Origin of the sequence: Shinella curvata, from assembly GCF_022899935.1 — a bacterium.
Taxonomy (GTDB): domain Bacteria; phylum Pseudomonadota; class Alphaproteobacteria; order Rhizobiales; family Rhizobiaceae; genus Shinella; species Shinella curvata.
In genome coordinates this window covers 67,969-85,128 of the sequence record NZ_JALJCJ010000002.1, presented here as the reverse complement: position 1 = coordinate 85,128, position 17,160 = coordinate 67,969, and the positions used below count along the sequence as shown (strand labels likewise).

Below are 17,160 nucleotides of genomic sequence, written 5' to 3'. Positions count from 1 at the left end.
AATTTCCGATGACTGCCATTCCCGATTTCTCCGCCGTCGAGGCCATGGATGCGGCCGATGCACTACGCGCCTTCCGCGACCGCTTCATCCTGCCGGATGGCCTGATCTATCTCGACGGCAATTCGCTCGGCGTCGCCTCCAAGGCCGCCTTTGCCGAACTGCAGCAGGCCGCCACCCAGGAATGGGGCCAGGATCTCATCCGCAGCTGGAACACGGCCGGCTGGTTCGACATGCCGCTGACGCTAGGCGACCGCGTCGGCCGGCTCATCGGGGCCGCCGCCGGCCAGACCGCCGTCTGCGACACGACCTCGATCAACATCTACAAGGCGCTGCATGCCGCGATGGCGCTTCGGCCCGACCGCTCGGTCATCGTCAGCGAGGGTGGCAGCTTCCCGACGGACCTCTACATGGCCGAAGGCGTCCTCTCGACCCGGCCGGGCGGAACGTTGCGCCTCGAAGGCGTCGATGCCGACACCATTGAGGAGCTGATCGATGACAGCGTCGCTGTGGTGCTCGTCAATCACGTCAACTACAAGTCCGGTGAACTGCGCGACATGGCGGCGCTGACGAAGAAGGCGCATGAACACGGCGTGCTCGTCATCTGGGACCTCTGCCATACGGCCGGCGCCCTGCCCGTCGATCTCGATGGCGCCGATGTCGATTTCGCCGTTGGCTGCACCTACAAATATCTCAACGGCGGCCCGGGCGCCCCGGCCTTCATCTATGCCGCGACACGCCACCACGGCGATGTCAGCCAACCGCTCAGCGGCTGGTGGGGCCACGCCCGGCCTTTTGCCTTCGAGAAAAGCTATGCCGCCGGCAAGGGCATGCTGCGCTTCCTCTGCGGCACCCAGCCGATCCTCTCGATGCGCGCGCTGAAAGGTGCGCTCGACATCTGGGAAGAGGTCGACATGGCGGCGCTGCGTGAAAAAAGCCTCGGCCTGACCGATCTGTTCATCGCGTTGGTCGAGGCAAAATGCGCGGCGCATGGCCTGGAGCTCGAAAGCCCGCGCGACCGCGCCAAGCGCGGCAGCCAGGTCTCGTTCAGCCATCCGCACGCCTATGAGATCATGCAGGCGCTGATCGCCCGCGGCGTCATCGGCGATTTCCGCGCGCCATCCACCATGCGCTTCGGCTTCACGCCGCTCTATGTCAGCTATGAAGATGTGTGGAAGTCCGTCGAAATCCTCGAGGATATCCTGACGACCGGCGCGTGGAAGGATGCGCGTTTCGCAGTCCGCGCGGCCGTGACCTGAATTTTCGGCTGCGGGCGGCACCACCGCCCGTGGTTTTTCATCCGGGGATTTTGCCATGACCGCACCACACCGCCCCAGCCTCGACGAAATCGCGCAGGCGCGGGCACGCATCGCTCCCCACCTCGCCCGCACGCCGCTCGTCAAACTCGATCTCGGCCTGCCGGACCGGCAGATTTTCCTCAAGCTCGAAACCCTCTCGCCGATCGGCGCCTTCAAGCTGCGTCCTGCCCTCAACGCGGTTTTATCGCGCGATCCGGAAAGCCTTCGCAACGGCGTCGCGGTCACCAGTTCCGGCAACATGGCCTATGGCATGGCCTGGGCGGCGCGGCTGATCGGCGTGCCGATGGTCGCCTACATGTATCGCGGCGCGCCGCAGACCAAGATCGACGGGGTGCGCGCACTCGGCGGCGAAGTGCGCTTCATCAGCGCGGAGACCTGGTGGGGCTACATCATCGGCGCGGACCGGCCGGATGCGCCGGAACTGCTGATCAACCCGGTGACCGATCAGGCGGTGCTCGATGGCAACGGCTCCATCGGCATGGAGATCGTCGAGGACCTGCCCGAGGTCGACGTGATGCTGACGCCCTACGGCGGCGGCAGCATGACCACCGGCGTCGCCAGCGCCGTCAAGGCCATGTCCGCCCGAGCACGCGTCTTTGCCGTCGAGGACGACAGCGCCACCCCTGTCACCGCGGCGCTCGCGGCCGAAGAGATCGTGACGATCGAGACCCGCCCCTCCTTCATCAAGAGCATCGGCGGCCCGTCGCTTGTGCCGCAGCTCTGGCCCATCGCGAAAGACCTGATCGACGGCGCCATCGCCGTCAGCCCCGCGGAGGTTACAGAGGCGATGCGCCTGCTGTTCCGCAAGGCCAAGATCGTCGCCGAGGGTGCGGGCGCCGCCTCGCTGGCCGCCGCCATCGCGCGGCCCGATCTCACCGGCAACGTGGTCTGCGTCATCTCCGGCGGCAATATCGATGCGGAAGCCTATTCCACGGTGCTCGCGGGCGGCATCCCGGCCGCCTGAAAATCAGACGCCGAGATAGCGGTCCTGAAGCTCCGGCGTCAGCGCCGCCGGGGCTCCCTCGAAAACCGTCCTGCCTTTTTCCAGCACGAAGCAGCGATCGGCCACCGGCAGCAGTTCCGAGAGCGTCTTGTCGACGACGAGGATGGACTGCCCGGCGGCCTTGAGCTTGCGGATTGCTGCCCAGATATCCTGCCGGATGACGGGGGCGAGGCCTTCGGTGGCCTCGTCGAGGATGATGAGGCGCGGATTGGTCATCAGCGCGCGGCCGATGGCCAGCATCTGCTGCTCGCCGCCGGAGAGCGTGCGGGCATATTGATCACGCCGCTCGCCAAGGCGGGGGAAGAGATCGACAACCTTCCCGAAGGTCCATTCGCTGCCGCGGGCGGTCGCGACGAGGTTTTCCATCACCGTCAGATTGGGAAAGCAGCGCCGTCCTTCGGGCACGAGGCCAAGGCCGAGCCTCGCGATACGGTGCGGCCGCATGCCGAAGATCGCCTTGCCGCCGAAGCTGATTGCACCGGCGCGCGGGCGCACGAGGCCGATGATCGAGTTGATCGTCGTCGTCTTGCCCATGCCGTTGCGGCCCATCAGCGCGACGACCTCGCCCTGGCGGATATCGAGATCGACGCCGAACAGCGCCTGCGAGGCGCCGTAGAAGGTTTCCAGGCCCTTGAGGGAAAGAAGGGTCACGCGGCTTCTCCCAGATAGGCGCGGCGCACTTCGGGGTCGCGGCGGATTTCATCGACCGTGCCGGTGGCGATGATGCGGCCATAGACGAGCACCGAGATACGGTCCGCCAGCGCGAAGACGGCGTCCATGTCGTGCTCGACCAAGAGCATCGGCGCTTCGTGGCGCAAGCCGTCCAGGAAGGTGGTCAGCTGTTTGGAGCCTTCCGGACCCATGCCGGCCATCGGCTCGTCGAACAGGAAGGCTTTTGGCTGAAGCGCCAGAGCGATGGCGATTTCGAGCTGGCGGCGTTCGCCGTGGGACAGCTCGGCCGCCGGCACATGGGCGCGGTGGGCGAGACCGACGCGCTCCAGCATGGCCATCGCAGGATCGATCAGCCTCCTGTCGCTCGTCACCTGCCGGAAGAAACGGAAGCTGCTGCCCGCCTTCGCCTGCACCGCCAGCATGACGTTGCGCAGCGCGGAAAACTCCTGGGCGAGCGAGGAGATCTGGAAGCTGCGGGCAAGGCCGAGCCGTGCGCGCGCCGCCATGTCGAGGCTGCCGATATCCTGGCCGAGGAAGCGGATCGTGCCGCTGTCGGCCTTCAACGAACCGGCGATCTGGTGGATCAGCGTGCTCTTGCCGGCACCATTTGGGCCGATCAGCGCATGGATCTGGCCGGGTTGGAGATCGAGGCTAACACCATCCGTCGCCTTCAGTGCGTTGAAGGATTTTTTCAAGTCGCGGATTTCGAGGATCGGCTCAGACATGGCGCGGCTTTCCCGAAAGGAGGCCCAAAAACCCGCCGCGCGCGAACAGCACGATGCCGAGCAGGATGAGGCCGAGGAAGAACTGCCAGCGCTCGGTTATGCCGCCGAGCACATATTCGAGGCAGACGAAAATCATGGCGCCGGCGACCGGCCCGAACAGCCGCCCCTTGCCGCCGAGGATGATCAGCACCATCAGTTCGCCCGACATGTGCCAGGACAGCATGGACGGGCCGACGAAGCGGTTGAGATCGGCGTAAAGCGCGCCGGCAAGCCCGGTGATCATGGCCGACAGCACGAAGGCGACGAGCCGGATCCTGAACGGTGGAATGCCGACCGCGGCGAGGCGAACACCATTCTGCCGCGCCGCCTGCACGGCGCTGCCGAAGCGCGAACCCTCGATGAGGCGGAAGAGGAGAAGGGCCGCTATGAGCACGGCAAAGCAAATCAGGAAATAGGGCAACGGCTGCGCGGTGTTGAGGCCGGGGAAGCTGTTTCGCACATAGATCGACAGGCCGTCCTCGCCGCCATAGGCCGGCCAGGAGATGGCGAAATAGTAGATCATCTGCGCGAAGGCGAGCGTGATCATGATGAAGTAGACGCCCGTGGTGCGCAGGCTGATCGCGCCGATCGGCAAGGCGACGAGGCCGGCGACCGCGATGGCAACGAGCCAGATCAACGGCATCGATGTCGTTCCGGGAATGCCGGCGAACAGAGGCTCGGCATTGAAGGCATGGGTTGCCAGGATGCCGGCGGCATAGCCGCCGAGGCCGAAGAAGGCGGCGTGGCCGAAGGACAGGAGCCCACCGAGGCCGAGCGCCAGATTGAGGCCGACGGCGGCAAGCGCCAGCACGACGACACGGGTCGCGAGCGTTACATAGAAGGGCTCCCCTATGCCGGCGGCAATCAGCGGCAGGGCGAGAAGCAGGGCTGCGAGCAGCAGGTTGATGGCGGTTTCGCGGGTCATCGGCCCCTCACGACTGTGCGGCGAACAGGCCGCTCGGCCTGAAGGCAAGGATGAGGGCCATGACAACATAGATCAGCATGGAGGCGAGCGCCGCACCGATGGTGGTCGCCTGCGCGGCGGGCATGGTGAGTGCCAAAAGCGAGGGCAGCAGGAAACGCCCCATCGTATCGACCACGCCGACGATAACGGCGCCGACCAATGCGCCCTTGATGGAGCCGATGCCGCCGATGACGATGACGACGAAGGCGAGGATGAGAACCGGTTCGCCCATGCCGACCTGCACGGATTGCAGCGCGCCGACCAGCGCACCGGCGAGACCGGCAAGCGCTGCGCCGAGCGCGAAGACGACCGTATAGAGCGTGCTGATATCGACGCCGAGGGCGGCGATCATCTCTCGGTCGGATTCGCCGGCGCGGATGCGCATGCCGAGCCGGGTCCTCGCGATCAGCAGATAGAGGCCAACGGCGACGACGATGCCGACGGCGATGATGGCGAGGCGATAGAGCTGGTATTGCCCGCCACCCGGCAGCGGCACCGCGCCCTGCAGCAGCTTCGGAATATCGAGATAGAGCGGGAACGAGCCGAACAGCCAGCGCGCGCCTTCCGACAGGATCAGGATCAGCGCGAAGGTGGCGAGCACCTGGTCGAGATGGTCGCGGTCATAGAGCCGCCGGATGACCGCAACCTCGATCAGCGCGCCGACACCGGCCGCAGCGACAAGGCTGGCGATGAGGCCGAGCCAGAAGGAACCGGTGGCGGAGGCGACGACGGCGCAGGCGAAGGCACCGATCATGTAGAGCGAGCCGTGGGCGAGATTGATCAGCCCCATGACGCCGAAGATCAGCGTCAGGCCGGCGGCCATCAGAAACAGCATCACGCCGAGCTGAAGCCCGTTGAGCAATTGTTCGATCAGGAGTGCGGTGAACACAGCGTCGGGTCCAGGGTCGGGAGCGCGTGGGGCATGGTCCGGACGCCGACAGAAGCCAGCGCCCGGAGATCAAGCAGCGAAAACCTTAGAGGCCGCACTGTTCGGCGTAGGCGTCCTTGTGTTTTTCGAAGGCGGTCGCGACGATCTTGTTGGTCAACACGTCGCCGTCCTTCACCACCTCGCGCACATAGATGTTCTGGATCGGGTGCTGGTTGGTGTTGAAGGTGAAGTCACCACGCACGGACTTGAAATCCGCCGCCTTCAGGGCCGCGCGGAAGGCGTCCTTGTCCTTGACGCTCGCCTTTGACAGAGCCGAGAGGATGAGGTTTGCCGTATCCCAGCTCTGCGCGGCATAGACCGACGGGAGGCGGTTGTATTCGGCCTTGAAGGCCTGGACGAAGGCCTTGCTCGCCTCATTGTCGAGGTCCGGCGACCAGCTGGCGGAGTTCTTCACGCCAAGGGCTGCGTCGCCCACGGCCGGCAGAACGTCCTGGTCGAAGGAGAAGGCCGGTCCCATGACCGGGATGCCGACGCCTGACTGCGCATATTGCTTCATGAAGGCGATGCCCATGCCGCCGGGCAGGAAGAAATAGACGGAATCGGCACCCGACGCGCGGATCTGCGCGATTTCGGCGGCGTAGTCCGTCTGACCGACCTGGGTATAGACCTCGCCCGACAGCGCGCCCTTGTAGTAGCGCTTGAAGCCGGTCAGCGCGTCTTTGCCGGCGGGATAGTTGGGCGCCAGGATGAAGGTGTTCTTGTAGTCCTTGTTGGCGTATTCGCCCATGCCTTCATGGAAATTGTCGTTCTGGTAGGCGACGTTGAAATAGTTCGCATTGCAGTTTGCGCCGGCCAGCGCCGAAGGGCCGGCATTCACCGAGAGGTAAATGACGTCCTGCGCCACCGTGTTCGGCACGACGGCCATGGCGAGGTTCGACCAGATGATGCCGGTCATCAGGTCGACCTTGTCACCCTGGATCATCTTTTCGGCGATCTGGACGGCCAGTTCCGGCTTCTGCGCGTCGTCCTCCACGACGAGCTCGATATCCTTGTTGCCCGACTGCTTGATGGCAAGCTGGAAGGCGTCGCGTGCGTCGATCCCCAGCCCCGCGCCACCGCCGGAAAGCGTGGTGATGACGCCGATCTTGACCGGCTCGGCATAGGCAAGGCCGGATGTCGCGAGCGAAAGGCCGAAAAGGCTGGCTGCCAGAATGCGCTTCATGCTGTTCTCCTCATATAACCAGGTTTTTATCGTTTTCTATCAAAGCTCTGTGCGAACATGCCATAGCTCGGGGAAGAGTTCCACTTCCAGCATCTTCTTCAGGTAGGATGCCCCGGACGTGCCGCCGGTGCCGCGCTTGAAGCCGATGATGCGCTCGACGGTCGTGACATGGTTGAAGCGCCAGCGGCGGAAATAGTCCTCGAAATCGACGAGCTTTTCGGCCAGTTCGTAGAGCATCCAGTAGCGCTGCGGATTGCGATAGACGGTCTGCCAGGCGGCAAAAACCTTGTCGTTTTCGGCGCGCGTCTCACGCCAGTCCCGGCGCTCGGCTTCTTCCCCGACGTCGAAACCGTTGCGGGCGAGAAGCCGGATCGCCTCGTCGTAGAGCGAAGGCGCCGCCAGGATCGCCTCGAGCTTTTCCATCAGGTCGGGGCGATGGGCATGCGGGCGCAGCATGGCGAGGTTGCGGTTGCCGGCGAGGAATTCGATGGCCCGGTACTGCCAGGACTGGAAGCCGGAGGACTGGCCGAGGCTCTCGCGGAATTCGGTATATTCGCTCGGCGTCATCGTGCGCAGCACGTCCCAGGCGCTGTTCAGCTGCTCGAAGATACGTGCGACCCGCGTCAGCATCTTGAAGGCCGGTTCCAGCCGGTCCTCGCGCACGGCACGGATGGCTGAGCTGATCTCGTGCAGCGCCAGCTTCATCCAGAGCTCGGAGGTCTGATGCTGGATGATGAACAGCATCTCGTCATGCGCCGTCGAAAGCGGCTCCTGCGCGGTCAGCACCTTTTCCAGCATGAGATAATCGCTGTAGGACATGCGCCCTTCGAACGACATCTGCGCGCCTTCCTTCGAGGGGTCGTAAGGCTTGCTCATTCAATGCTCCCGCAGGCGAAAACGCTGGATCTTTCCGGTCGCCGTCTTCGGCAGGGTATCCAGGAACTTCACCGAGCGTGGATATTTGTAAGGGGCGATCAGCGCCTTCACATGATCTTGCAGCCGCTTGATCGTCGCCTCGTCTGCCGAGACGCCGGCCACCAGCACGACGTGAGCCTCGACAATCTGGCCGCGGTCGCCATCCGGCGCACCGACCACGGCGCATTCGGCCACATCGGCATGCGCGATCAGGGCCGCCTCCACTTCCGGGCCTGCAATGTTGTAGCCGGCGCTGACGATCATGTCGTCCGATCGGGCGGCGAAATGGAAGAAGCCGTCCTCGTCCTGCAGAAAGGCGTCGCCGGTGAGGTTCCAGCCGTCGCGGACATAGTCGCGCTGACGGTCATCGGCCATGTAGCGGCAGCCGGTCGGGCCGCGCACGGCAAGACGGCCGACCGTGCCGCGCGGCACTTCCTGCATGTCCTCGTCGACGATGCGCGCCTCGTAACCGCCGACCGGCTTGCCGGTGGAGGCCGGCTTGCGGTCCTCGAAGCGGTTGGAAATGAAGATATGCAGCATCTCGGTCGCACCGATGCCGTCGAGGATCGGTTTGCCGGTCTTTTGCGTCCATTCCTCGAAGACCGGACCGGGCAAGGTTTCGCCGGCGGAAATGGCGACGCGCAGCGATGAGAGGTCGGCGCCGGCATCCATCGCCTTCAGCATGGCGCGATAGGCAGTGGGTGCTGTGAACGAGATCGTTGCCTTGTAGGTCTCGATGATCTCGACCATCTGCGGCGGCGTCGCCTGTTCGAGCAGGGTCGCGGCCGCGCCGAAACGCAGCGGGAAGATGGCGAGGCCGCCGAGGCCGAAGGTGAAGGCAAGCGGCGGCGAGCCGACGAACACGTCCTCCGGCGTCACGCCGAGCACGTCCTTGGCATAGCCGTCGGCGATCATCAGCAGGTCGCGGTGGAAATGCATGGTCGCCTTGGGCACGCCCGTCGTGCCCGAGGTGAAGCCGAGCAGCGCCACGTCGTCGCGGCCGGTGTGCACGGCCTCGAAGATCACGGACTTATCGAGCGCGGCCCGGTCGAGTTCGGCATCGTGATTGGCGGTGCCGTCGAAGCCGATGACCTGCTTGAGGAAGCGGCTGTCCTTGGCGCAGGCGATCATCTCGTCCATCAGGCGCGTGTCGCAGAGCGCGAGGCTGATCTCCGCCTTGTCGACGATCTTGGTGAGTTCGCCGGCGCGCAGCATCGGCATCGTGTTGACGACGACCGCGCCCGCCTTGGTGGCGGCGAGCCAGCAAGCGACCATGGCGGGATTGTTGGCCGAACGGATGAGGATGCGGTTGCCGGGCTTCACGCCGTAATTCTCGACCAGCGCATGGGCCAGCCGGTTCGTCCAATCGGACAGCTCCTTGTAGGTGCGGCGGCGGCCGTTGCCGATGAGCGCGGTGCGATCGCCGAAACCCTTGGCGACCAAGGCATCCGTCAGCTCGACGGCAGCGTTGATGCGATCGGGATAATCGAACCCGTCGAGCAGGAAATCCGGCCATTCCTCCGGCGGCGGCAGGTTGTCGCGGGTGAACGTATCGACGTGAGCGGTCGGTCCAAGCATGTGACGGCTATTCCCCCTGTTCGTGCCGGCCCGCATGGTCAAAGCCGGCCGGTCAACGCGCCGCGCGGAGCCGCATAGTCGGGCGAAGCCTCGCCGGACCGTGTCGTCGCGCGGAAAAAATCATCTGGTGTGATGGGCACAGCGAAGACCTCCACTTCCGCGCTGAACATGAGGCAGCATGGCACCTGTCAAAAATTATTTCAAGCCTAAAGTTTCTCGCGTAATGGCATTGCGTTTGTGGCGCATCCGCGCGATTTCTACCCCGCTGGCAACACGAGGGAGGAGTGCGGCAATGCTGGAACACCGTATATCGGACTGGGACGACGCCTATTCCAACGGCGCGAATATCGCGCGCGGCGATCGCTGGCCGGCCGCCTGGGTGGAGCCCGCCGAAACCTTCCGCACCACGCTTTCCGCCGCAGGTCGCGCGAAACTCGACCTCGCTTATGGCGAGCGGCCGCGCAACCGCCTCGACCTTTTCCTGCCGGAGGGCACGCCAAAAGGCCTTGTCGTCTTCGTGCATGGCGGCTTCTGGCTGCAACTCGACAAGAGTTTCTGGTCGCATCTGGCCGCCGGCAGCATCGAGAGCGGTTATGCCGTCGCCATGCCGTCCTATACGCTTTGCCCCGAGGTGCGCATCGCCGTGATCGTCAAGGAGATCGCCGCGGCGGTGACGGAGGCGGCACGCCATGTCGAGGGACCGCTGCTGCTGACCGGGCATTCGGCCGGCGGGCATCTCGCCAGCCGCATGGTGACGGCGACGGCGCCACTCGCGCCGGAGGTCCAGGGGCGCATCCGCAACGTCGTCTCGATTTCAGGCGTGCACGACCTGCGCCCGATGCTCTCGACCGCCATGAATGCGAGGCTTGCCATCGATGAGGCGGAAGCGCTCGCGGAAAGCCCCGCCTTGCTGCGGCCCATGGAAAATGCCCGCATCACCTGCTGGGTGGGCGGCAACGAGCGGTCGGAATTCCTGCGGCAGAATGCGCTGCTCGCCAATATCTGGACCGGTCTCGGCGCGACCACGGCTGAAGTCGTCGAGCCGGACAGGCACCATTTCAACGTCATCGACGGCCTTGCCGATGCGCAGCATCCGCTGACGCGCCAGCTTCTGTCCATCTGACGAGATCAGCGGCGCCGGCACAGGCCGGCGCCGCCCAGATTGTTTAACCGCGATTCTGGCCCATGCGGGCATAGGCCGCCGGGTCGGATGCCTTGAGGCGGCTCGCCATCAGGAAACCGGCAATGCCCGCGACGGGGATCAGCGCCGGCAGGATGATGCCGAGCGAACCGCCGGCGGTCTGGGTGAGATCGCCGAAGTTGATGAAGATGTAGACGAAGAGCGCCGCCATCACGAGGCCCGAGACGGCCGGCAGGACGAGCGTCGTCAGCACCGGAGCGTCGCCGCCTTTCTTGCGGAAGAAGACGATGACCGAGAGCGAGGTGATCGTCATCATGCCGAGCACGCCGAGCGTGCCGACCTGGCTGATCCAGGTGAACATGTTGAGCACCGGATCGAGCCCGAGACCGGCAAAGACCGCAAGCACCACCAGTGCCATCACCGTCTGCACCACCGAGCCGACATGCGGGCTCTGGTGCGCATCATGCGTGCGGCCGAAGGCGGCCGGCAGCAGGCCTTCACGACCGGCGACATAGCTGTAGCGGGCGATGTAGTTATGGAAGGCGCTGATCGCCGCAAACAGGCTCGACACCAGAAGCAGGCCGGCAATGGCCGGTACCGGGCCGCCGACATAGGCGCCGGCGAGATCGAAGAAGAAGGCGGTCGGATCCGGAAGCGCGCCGATCGTCGGCAGGAGCTTGTCGGCGCCAACGCCGGCGATCATCAGCCAGGTGGTGAAGACGAAGAACAGGCCGATCATCAACACGGACAAATAAGTCGCGCGTGGAATGGTCTTTTCCGGATCGCGTGCCTCCTCGGCATAGATCGTCGTCGCCTCGAAGCCGATGAAGGAGCCGAGGCAGAACAGGATCGCCGCCGTCAGCGAGCCGGAGAACATGGCCGTCGTGTCGAAGAAATTGAACGACAGCGTGCCCGCGCCGCCCTTGGCGAGGATGGCGAAATCGACGATGAGCACGATGAGATATTCGAGCAGCACCAGCACGATCATCACCTTCGCGGAGAGATCGACCTGCCGGTAGCCGAGGACGCCGACGAGGGCGACGGCAATCAGGCTCCAGAGATACCAGGGCAATTCGATGCCGAAGCCGGCGAAGACGCCCGCTGCCACGCCGCCGAGCAGGCCGATCAGGCCGAACTGCATGGCGTTATAGGCAACGACCGCGATGATCGCGACCGCGCCGGCCATGCGCCCACCGAGCCCGCGCGCGGCATAGGCATAGAAGGCACCGGCATTGGTGACATGGCGCGACATCGCCACATAGCCGGCCGAGAAGGCCAGCATGATCAGCGTCATCAGAAGGAAGGTCGCGGGAATGCCCGTGCCGTTGCCGAGCAGGAAGGCGATGGGCACCGCGCCGGCCACGCCCGTGAGCGGGGCGGCGGCCGAGATGACCATGAAGGTCACGGCGATCAGCCCCAGCGAATTTCTGCGGAGTTGGTTTACCCCCGCCGTCGTCACGTCAGTCATTGGTCTCTCCAGTTTTGTTCCCCATTCGCCGGCTCACCCCACCGGCATCCGCAGCCTCTTTTCGTTTTTATGTGCGCTACGACAGTTGAACCGCCCGGTGATAGGCCCGGTGGCCGTAGAGCAGAGAGGCCGGATTTTCCGACAAGCGGACGTTCATGACGCGTCCGATGATGATGTGATGCGTTTCCCAGAGCACCGAGCTCGCGACCTGGCACTGGAAGCTCGCCGTCGCCCCGTCGAGCGCCGGCTGGGCGAGTTCGCCCGCCGACCAGGGCGTGCGCTCGAAACGCTCGGCATGTTCGCCGGCCGAAAGCCGCCCCGCGAAAAGGTCGGAGACCTGATGCTGGTCCTCGTGGAGGAGGTTCGCGCAGAAGGAGCGGTTTTTCAGAATCGCCGCGGCAACCGGGCTCATATGGTGGAGGCAGGCGAGAAGCGAAGGATGGTCGCCATCGGCCGAGACCGATGTGAGGGAACTGATCGTGACGCCGAAGCGTCCCGCCTCGCCATCCGTCGTCACCACGGCAACGAAGGTTGCGGCGCGGCTCATGCCTTCGAGGAATTGCAGGCGAAGTTCCGGTTTCATGGCACTACCCCAGGTCAAAGAAGCGTTGCAGTTCTACATCGGGTACTTTCTTGCAGAATTCGTCATGCTGGCTCTGGCGGCTCGCGGCGAAAGCCTCGACGAAGCGCTCGCCGAGCCAGTCCTTGGTGAAGGCAGAATTGCGCAGGCGCTGGATCGCCTCGGGCATGGAGCGGGCGAAATCCGGTCCGGCACCCGCCTGCACATAGCCATTGCCGATGACCTCAGGCTCCGGCTCGATGCCCTCGACGATGCCGGCGACACCGGCCGCAACCGTCGCGGCGACCGTCAGATAGGGATTGGTATCGGCGCCCGGCAGACGGTTTTCGACGCGCAGCGAGCCCGCATCATGGCCGACGACGCGGAAGCAGGTCGTGCGGTTCTCGAAGCCCCAGGTCAGGCCGGGTGGCGCGAAGGTGCCCGGCGCGAAGCGGCGGTAGGAATTGACGGTCGGCTGGAAGATCAGCGTCATGTCGCCGATATATTTCTGCAGGCCGCCGATGAAGTGGCGGAAGGTCTGCGACATGCCGTTTTTACCCGCGGGGTCGTGGAAGACCTTTTCGCCGTCCTTGCCCATGAGGCTGACATGGAGATGGATCGACTGGCTATCCGCCTCCTCCGTCCAGCGCGGCATGAAGGTGACGCATTTGCCCTGCCGCTGCGCCAGCGCGCGCACGAAATTCTTGAGAAGCACGAGCTGGTCGGCCGGCTCCAGCCCCGTGCCGGCGGCGATGCAGGCTTCGAGGAAGCCGCCGCCGATCTCCTCATGCATCTTGGCGAGGTCGATCTTCAGCGGCCCGCAGATTTCGGCGAGCGCCTCGTACCATTCCGTCTGCTGCACCTGATAGAGCACGAGGTCGTGGCTCTTGTGCATGGTCGCGGTCTTGAGGTTGCGATAGCCCTTTTCGCGCGCGCTTTCCGGCGTCTCGTCGAACAGCGTATATTCCAGCTCCATGCCGTAGCGCGGCGCATAACCCGCCTCCCCGGCCCGCGCAAGCACCCGCGTCAGAAGCGAGCGCGGGCAAAGTGCGGACGTCGCGCCGCCATAGTTGGAGAGCACCAGCAGGTCGTGCCCCGGCTTCGACCACGGCAGGCGGCGGACCGTCGAGGGATCCAGCAGCAGCGGGTCGTCGTGGAAATCCGAGGTTTCATCCGAGACGCCGGGAATGGTGAGCACGACGTCGGTCGGATCGAGCGCGAAGGTGACCGGCGACATGCCCATGCCCGCACGCGCGATGCCGGCGAGCGAGCGCACGGACACCATCTGGCCGCGCAGCAGGCCGTTCGTATCGGTCATGGCGACGGTGGCGAAACGGCTGGCGGGATCGTCGAGATAGGCATCGAGGGTCATGGTCACTCCGTTGCGGTGGCCGGCGGCGGCGTCAGGGATGAAAGGGCGGCAAGGTCCTTTTCCGGCGCCGTGGAATAGGCGCGCAGGAAGACACGAAGACCGTTGCGGATGTAGCGTTCGATGGTTCCACGATCGGGCACGGCATCGGGAATGTGCAGTGCCCTGTTGCGCGGCGCGGAAAGGATAAGACCCCAGAGGTCTTCCGCCGCCAGTTCCGCATCGTCGAAGACGAGCCGGCCGGCTGCGCGCTGGCGCTCGAGATAGGCGATCATACCGGCAAGCACCCGGTCGGGACCGGAGGCCTGATAGGCCCGGCCGACATCCGGCAGTCGCTGCGCCTCCCCGATGATCAGCCGGGCGAGGTTCAGCATGTCAGGGCGCAGCACGACATCGGCATAGTGCCAGGAGAAGGCGTAGAGTTCGGCGACCATGCCGGATGCCGAAGGATACTCGAAGGATTCGAGCATGTGATCCCGCTCCTCGGTCATCATGGCCGTGAAAAGCTCGTCCTTGGAGGGGAAATACTGATAGAGGGTCGGCTTGGTCAGGCCCGCCTCGGCGGCAATGTCATCCATCGAGGCGCTGACGAAACCCTTCTGCGAGAAGACGACGAGAGCGGCATCAAGAATGCGGCGCTCGCGCAGGATGCGGTTCTGCTGGCGCTTGGGAAGAGCCGTCATGATGCGACCTCCGAGAGGAATTCCGTGAGCACCCGATTGTAGGTCTCGGGCTGCTCGACATTGCAGACATGGCCGGCATCCGCGATGACTTCGAAGCGGACGCAGGCGCGTGGGGCCGCCTCGACTATGCGGTTCGCCACGCCGCGGATTTCGGCCGGGGATGCGAGGCGGTCGTGTTCGCCGGTCATCATCAGCACCGGCATGGTGAGCCTGGCAAAATCGAAGCGCTCCGGCGGGTTGGTGAAGCAGGTGAGCGCATCGCGATACGTTGCGGTCGGAATGGCCGCCATCGAGGCGAAAAGCGCCTGTCGCACGGCCTCCCCCGCATTCGGACCGGCCAGCACATCGACGACGGCGGGCGCGAAATCGGCCGGGGTCTTGCCGGCATCGAGCGGCACTTCCCGCGCGGTGCGAAAGGCCTCGCGTTCCGCGACACCGGCCTCGGACATGCCGGTGCAACCTCCGGAGAGAACGAGGCCGGCCAGTCTTTCTGGATGGCGCATGGCGAAAGAGGTGGCGATCCACGATCCGTAGGAGAGACCGCAGAGCACAAGTTTTTGAGCCCCCAACGCGTCGGCAATCCGAAGAATGTCATCGCAATAGTCTTCGACCGTGCTTTGCGATGCGCCGAGAGTGCTTTCGCCATAGCCCCGCAGGTCGAGCGCGGTAGCCCGCAGGGCTGGGGCAACCGCGCGAAGCTGCGCCAACCAATTGCTGCGGCCCCCGCCAATACCGTGCAGGAACAGCACCAGCGGCCCCGGCTTTTGCGGCGAGATGGTCAGCGCGAGTTGCGCACCGCCGTCAATGAAAAGTGTCCGGAGAACAGGTGCTTCCTCTTCGGAGGCAGCAGATTTGCTCGGCTGCACATCCCCGACGAAACCATCAAGTGCCGCAAGACCCATTTCGAAAATCGCCCGGGTGCCGGCGGCAATCGCCGATGCCCGTTCGGCGGGGGCGGAAAGCCGTGCCGACCATTCGATCCGGCTGCCGCCGGTCTCTCCGGCAAAGACCTGAAGCCGGGCGTCGTAGCGCTCGACACCGACAATGCCTTCGAGATGGGTATAGGCGAGCACACGATCAGTGTCGGAACGGTAGGTCAGCTGTTCGCGATAGAGCGTCTCCTCGCCCTTCGTAGTGAAGGCGCGGATCAGCGCGCCGTGCTCATCGCGTTCGGCCCTGATTTCCGCGATCACGGGATGCCAGGCGCCGCAGAAATTGCCGACGATCGCCCAGACCGCAGCAGGTTCTGCCGCGGAATATCCGATGACCTGAACCCGCTCCTCCACCATGGCTCAGCGCAGCCCCTTGAGCGTGCCGCCCGTACCACGCCACAGCGAAGAGCGCGCACCGCCCTCATCGCCCGGCGCTTTGTCGAGTTCGTCCATGTCGTAAAGGGTCAGGACTGAGAGGTAATCCTCCATGATCTCAGTCGTGTAGGGCAGCATCAGCGCGCCGCATCGGCTGTCGCGATACATGCGCTCCAGCGGCATGGTCTTCAGCATGGACTGCCCGCCGCAGGTGCGGATGGCGAGTGCTGCGATCTCCTGCACACCCTCCATGACATTGTACTGCGCGGCATACATGCGCATGACCTGCGCCTTGGTCGGAAAGCCCTGCGCTTCCATGAAGGCCTGCCACCACAGCGCGCGCATGGCGGCGAGCTGGGTGTACATCTTGCCCACGGTGATGCGCTTGGTGCCGAACATGCGCCGGTCGGCCGCCGGCTGGCCGGGCACCTCGCCGCGCAGATAGGCGACCGTGAAATCGAAGGCGCCCTGCGCCACGCCCATATAGGTCGGCGACAGTGTCGCCATCATATGCGGCCAGTGCGGCAGGGTCTTGATGAAGATGCCGCGTGGCATCATCAGGTCTTCCTCGGTGACGAAGACGTCCTTGAGGATCAGGTCGCGGCTGTTGGTGCCGCGCATGCCGAGCGGATCCCAGCTGCCCGTCACGGAAAGCCCCGGCGCATCCTTGTGCACGACGAAGATCATCGTGTCCTCGTGGCGCGGCTCGATGCCCTCGAAATGCTCGGTGCAGACGATGGAGTAATAGTCACAATAGCCGGCGAGCGAGGCGAACTTCTTGAAGCCGTTGATCTTCCAGCCGCCCTCGACCTTGCAGCAAGAGGTCTGCGCCGGCTTCGAGGTCCAGTTCTGCCCGGCCTCGGAGATCGGCTGCGAATAGATGCCCTGCTCCTTCACCGCACGGCGGAACTGGCGCTCGCGCAGCGGCGCGAAGGCGGCGCGGTCCTCATCCGTGAGGTTCGGCAACTCGTACATGAAGCGCGACCACATCATGGAGGAATTGTGCATGTTGAAGGTGAGCGCGGTGGCGCCGCAATATTTGCCGATCTCCGCGCCGACCATGGCATATTCGCCGAGGCTGAAGCCGTGGCCGCCGAATTCCTTTGGCACCGTCAATGTCAGAAAACCCTCGGCGGCGAGATCCTTGTAGTTCTCGACCGGGAAGGACGCCTCGTCATCGACGCTTTTGGCGCGTGGGGCAAAACGCTCGCGGCCGAGTTCGTTGATGCGGGTCAGGACATCGAGCACTTCGGGCCGGATGCGGGAGAGGTCATAGTAGTCTGCAGGTTCGCTCATGATCAGTCCTTCTC

General features: G+C 64.7%; 16 protein-coding genes. 3 read left to right on the top strand and 13 right to left on the bottom strand.

Annotated elements, in window-relative coordinates:
- The first annotated feature begins 8 nt into the window (after window positions 1–8).
- Complete coding sequence (kynU, locus tag MUU55_RS06360; RefSeq protein ID WP_244759953.1) at window positions 9–1,256, top strand: kynureninase; 1,248 nt, start codon at window positions 9–11, stop codon at window positions 1,254–1,256.
- Window positions 1,257–1,311: 55 nt separating this feature from the next.
- Complete coding sequence (locus MUU55_RS06355; RefSeq protein ID WP_244759952.1) at window positions 1,312–2,280, top strand: threonine ammonia-lyase; 969 nt, start codon at window positions 1,312–1,314, stop codon at window positions 2,278–2,280.
- A 3-nt stretch (window positions 2,281–2,283) separates the two neighbouring features.
- Here MUU55_RS06355 and MUU55_RS06350 read toward each other — a convergent pair whose 3' ends face one another.
- From MUU55_RS06350 to MUU55_RS06320, 7 genes are all read right to left on the bottom strand, one after another.
- Entirely contained in the window at window positions 2,284–2,970 is a 687-nt protein-coding gene (locus MUU55_RS06350) for an ABC transporter ATP-binding protein (protein ID WP_244759951.1), read from the bottom strand.
- A complete protein-coding gene (locus MUU55_RS06345; RefSeq protein WP_244759950.1) occupies window positions 2,967–3,716 on the bottom strand; it encodes an ABC transporter ATP-binding protein in 750 nt (249 codons plus the stop codon). The genes MUU55_RS06350 and MUU55_RS06345 overlap by 4 nt, the downstream gene beginning before the upstream one ends.
- Window positions 3,709–4,680, bottom strand: a complete 972-nt coding sequence (locus MUU55_RS06340; RefSeq protein WP_244759949.1) for a branched-chain amino acid ABC transporter permease — start codon at window positions 4,678–4,680, stop codon at window positions 3,709–3,711. The genes MUU55_RS06345 and MUU55_RS06340 overlap by 8 nt, the downstream gene beginning before the upstream one ends.
- Before the next feature lie 7 nt (window positions 4,681–4,687).
- On the bottom strand, window positions 4,688–5,608 hold the full coding sequence (locus MUU55_RS06335; RefSeq protein ID WP_244759948.1) for a branched-chain amino acid ABC transporter permease: 921 nt from the start codon (window positions 5,606–5,608) through the stop codon (window positions 4,688–4,690).
- 85 nt (window positions 5,609–5,693) lie between these two features.
- The gene (locus MUU55_RS06330; protein ID WP_244759947.1) at window positions 5,694–6,830 is read right to left on the bottom strand and encodes an ABC transporter substrate-binding protein; all 1,137 of its coding nucleotides are present in this window, start codon (window positions 6,828–6,830) and stop codon (window positions 5,694–5,696) included.
- Between the two features lie 39 nt (window positions 6,831–6,869).
- Entirely contained in the window at window positions 6,870–7,706 is an 837-nt protein-coding gene (kynA, locus tag MUU55_RS06325; protein ID WP_244759946.1) for a tryptophan 2,3-dioxygenase, read from the bottom strand.
- On the bottom strand, window positions 7,707–9,323 hold the full coding sequence (locus MUU55_RS06320) for an AMP-binding protein (RefSeq protein ID WP_244759945.1): 1,617 nt from the start codon (window positions 9,321–9,323) through the stop codon (window positions 7,707–7,709).
- Between the two features lie 292 nt (window positions 9,324–9,615).
- On the opposite strand from MUU55_RS06320, the gene MUU55_RS06315 reads away from it, so the two are divergent.
- Window positions 9,616–10,446: an alpha/beta hydrolase gene (locus MUU55_RS06315; protein ID WP_244759944.1), complete on the top strand. Its 831-nt coding sequence runs from the start codon at window positions 9,616–9,618 to the stop codon at window positions 10,444–10,446.
- A 43-nt stretch (window positions 10,447–10,489) separates the two neighbouring features.
- Here the strand turns inward: MUU55_RS06315 and MUU55_RS06310 are convergent, their stop codons facing one another.
- The 6 genes from MUU55_RS06310 to MUU55_RS06285 all read right to left on the bottom strand — a co-directional run bounded on the left by MUU55_RS06310 (window position 10,490) and on the right by MUU55_RS06285 (window position 17,146).
- Window positions 10,490–11,932 (bottom strand): APC family permease, encoded by a 1,443-nt coding sequence (locus MUU55_RS06310; RefSeq protein WP_244759943.1) that lies wholly within the window; start codon window positions 11,930–11,932, stop codon window positions 10,490–10,492.
- 76 nt (window positions 11,933–12,008) lie between these two features.
- Complete coding sequence (locus MUU55_RS06305; protein ID WP_244759942.1) at window positions 12,009–12,515, bottom strand: flavin reductase family protein; 507 nt, start codon at window positions 12,513–12,515, stop codon at window positions 12,009–12,011.
- Window positions 12,516–12,519: 4 nt separating this feature from the next.
- Window positions 12,520–13,863 (bottom strand): glutamine synthetase family protein, encoded by a 1,344-nt coding sequence (locus MUU55_RS06300; protein ID WP_244759941.1) that lies wholly within the window; start codon window positions 13,861–13,863, stop codon window positions 12,520–12,522.
- Between the two features lie 2 nt (window positions 13,864–13,865).
- Window positions 13,866–14,543: a TetR/AcrR family transcriptional regulator gene (locus tag MUU55_RS06295; RefSeq protein ID WP_244759940.1), complete on the bottom strand. Its 678-nt coding sequence runs from the start codon at window positions 14,541–14,543 to the stop codon at window positions 13,866–13,868.
- Window positions 14,540–15,832: an alpha/beta fold hydrolase gene (locus MUU55_RS06290; RefSeq protein ID WP_244759939.1), complete on the bottom strand. Its 1,293-nt coding sequence runs from the start codon at window positions 15,830–15,832 to the stop codon at window positions 14,540–14,542. Before MUU55_RS06290 ends, MUU55_RS06295 begins: the two co-directional genes overlap by 4 nt.
- A 3-nt stretch (window positions 15,833–15,835) precedes the next feature.
- A complete protein-coding gene (locus MUU55_RS06285; RefSeq protein ID WP_244759938.1) occupies window positions 15,836–17,146 on the bottom strand; it encodes an acyl-CoA dehydrogenase family protein in 1,311 nt (436 codons plus the stop codon).
- Window positions 17,147–17,160: the final 14 nt, after the last annotated feature.

What these genes read in the sequence shown, in the direction of transcription:
- kynA (WP_244759946.1), bottom strand. Translation starts at nt 7,706, where the DNA reads ATGAGCAAGCCTTACGACCCCTCGAAGGAAGGCGCGCAGATGTCGTTC.
- MUU55_RS06290 (WP_244759939.1), bottom strand. Translation starts at nt 15,832, where the DNA reads ATGGTGGAGGAGCGGGTTCAGGTCATCGGATATTCCGCGGCAGAACCT.
- MUU55_RS06285 (WP_244759938.1), bottom strand. Translation starts at nt 17,146, where the DNA reads ATGAGCGAACCTGCAGACTACTATGACCTCTCCCGCATCCGGCCCGAA.
- MUU55_RS06345 (WP_244759950.1), bottom strand. Translation starts at nt 3,716, where the DNA reads ATGTCTGAGCCGATCCTCGAAATCCGCGACTTGAAAAAATCCTTCAAC.
- kynU (WP_244759953.1), top strand. Translation starts at nt 9, where the DNA reads ATGACTGCCATTCCCGATTTCTCCGCCGTCGAGGCCATGGATGCGGCC.
- MUU55_RS06300 (WP_244759941.1), bottom strand. Translation starts at nt 13,863, where the DNA reads ATGACCCTCGATGCCTATCTCGACGATCCCGCCAGCCGTTTCGCCACC.
- MUU55_RS06315 (WP_244759944.1), top strand. Translation starts at nt 9,616, where the DNA reads ATGCTGGAACACCGTATATCGGACTGGGACGACGCCTATTCCAACGGC.
- MUU55_RS06305 (WP_244759942.1), bottom strand. Translation starts at nt 12,515, where the DNA reads ATGAAACCGGAACTTCGCCTGCAATTCCTCGAAGGCATGAGCCGCGCC.
- MUU55_RS06295 (WP_244759940.1), bottom strand. Translation starts at nt 14,543, where the DNA reads ATGACGGCTCTTCCCAAGCGCCAGCAGAACCGCATCCTGCGCGAGCGC.
- MUU55_RS06355 (WP_244759952.1), top strand. Translation starts at nt 1,312, where the DNA reads ATGACCGCACCACACCGCCCCAGCCTCGACGAAATCGCGCAGGCGCGG.
- MUU55_RS06320 (WP_244759945.1), bottom strand. Translation starts at nt 9,323, where the DNA reads ATGCTTGGACCGACCGCTCACGTCGATACGTTCACCCGCGACAACCTG.
- MUU55_RS06330 (WP_244759947.1), bottom strand. Translation starts at nt 6,830, where the DNA reads ATGAAGCGCATTCTGGCAGCCAGCCTTTTCGGCCTTTCGCTCGCGACA.
- MUU55_RS06340 (WP_244759949.1), bottom strand. Translation starts at nt 4,680, where the DNA reads ATGACCCGCGAAACCGCCATCAACCTGCTGCTCGCAGCCCTGCTTCTC.
- MUU55_RS06310 (WP_244759943.1), bottom strand. Translation starts at nt 11,932, where the DNA reads ATGACTGACGTGACGACGGCGGGGGTAAACCAACTCCGCAGAAATTCG.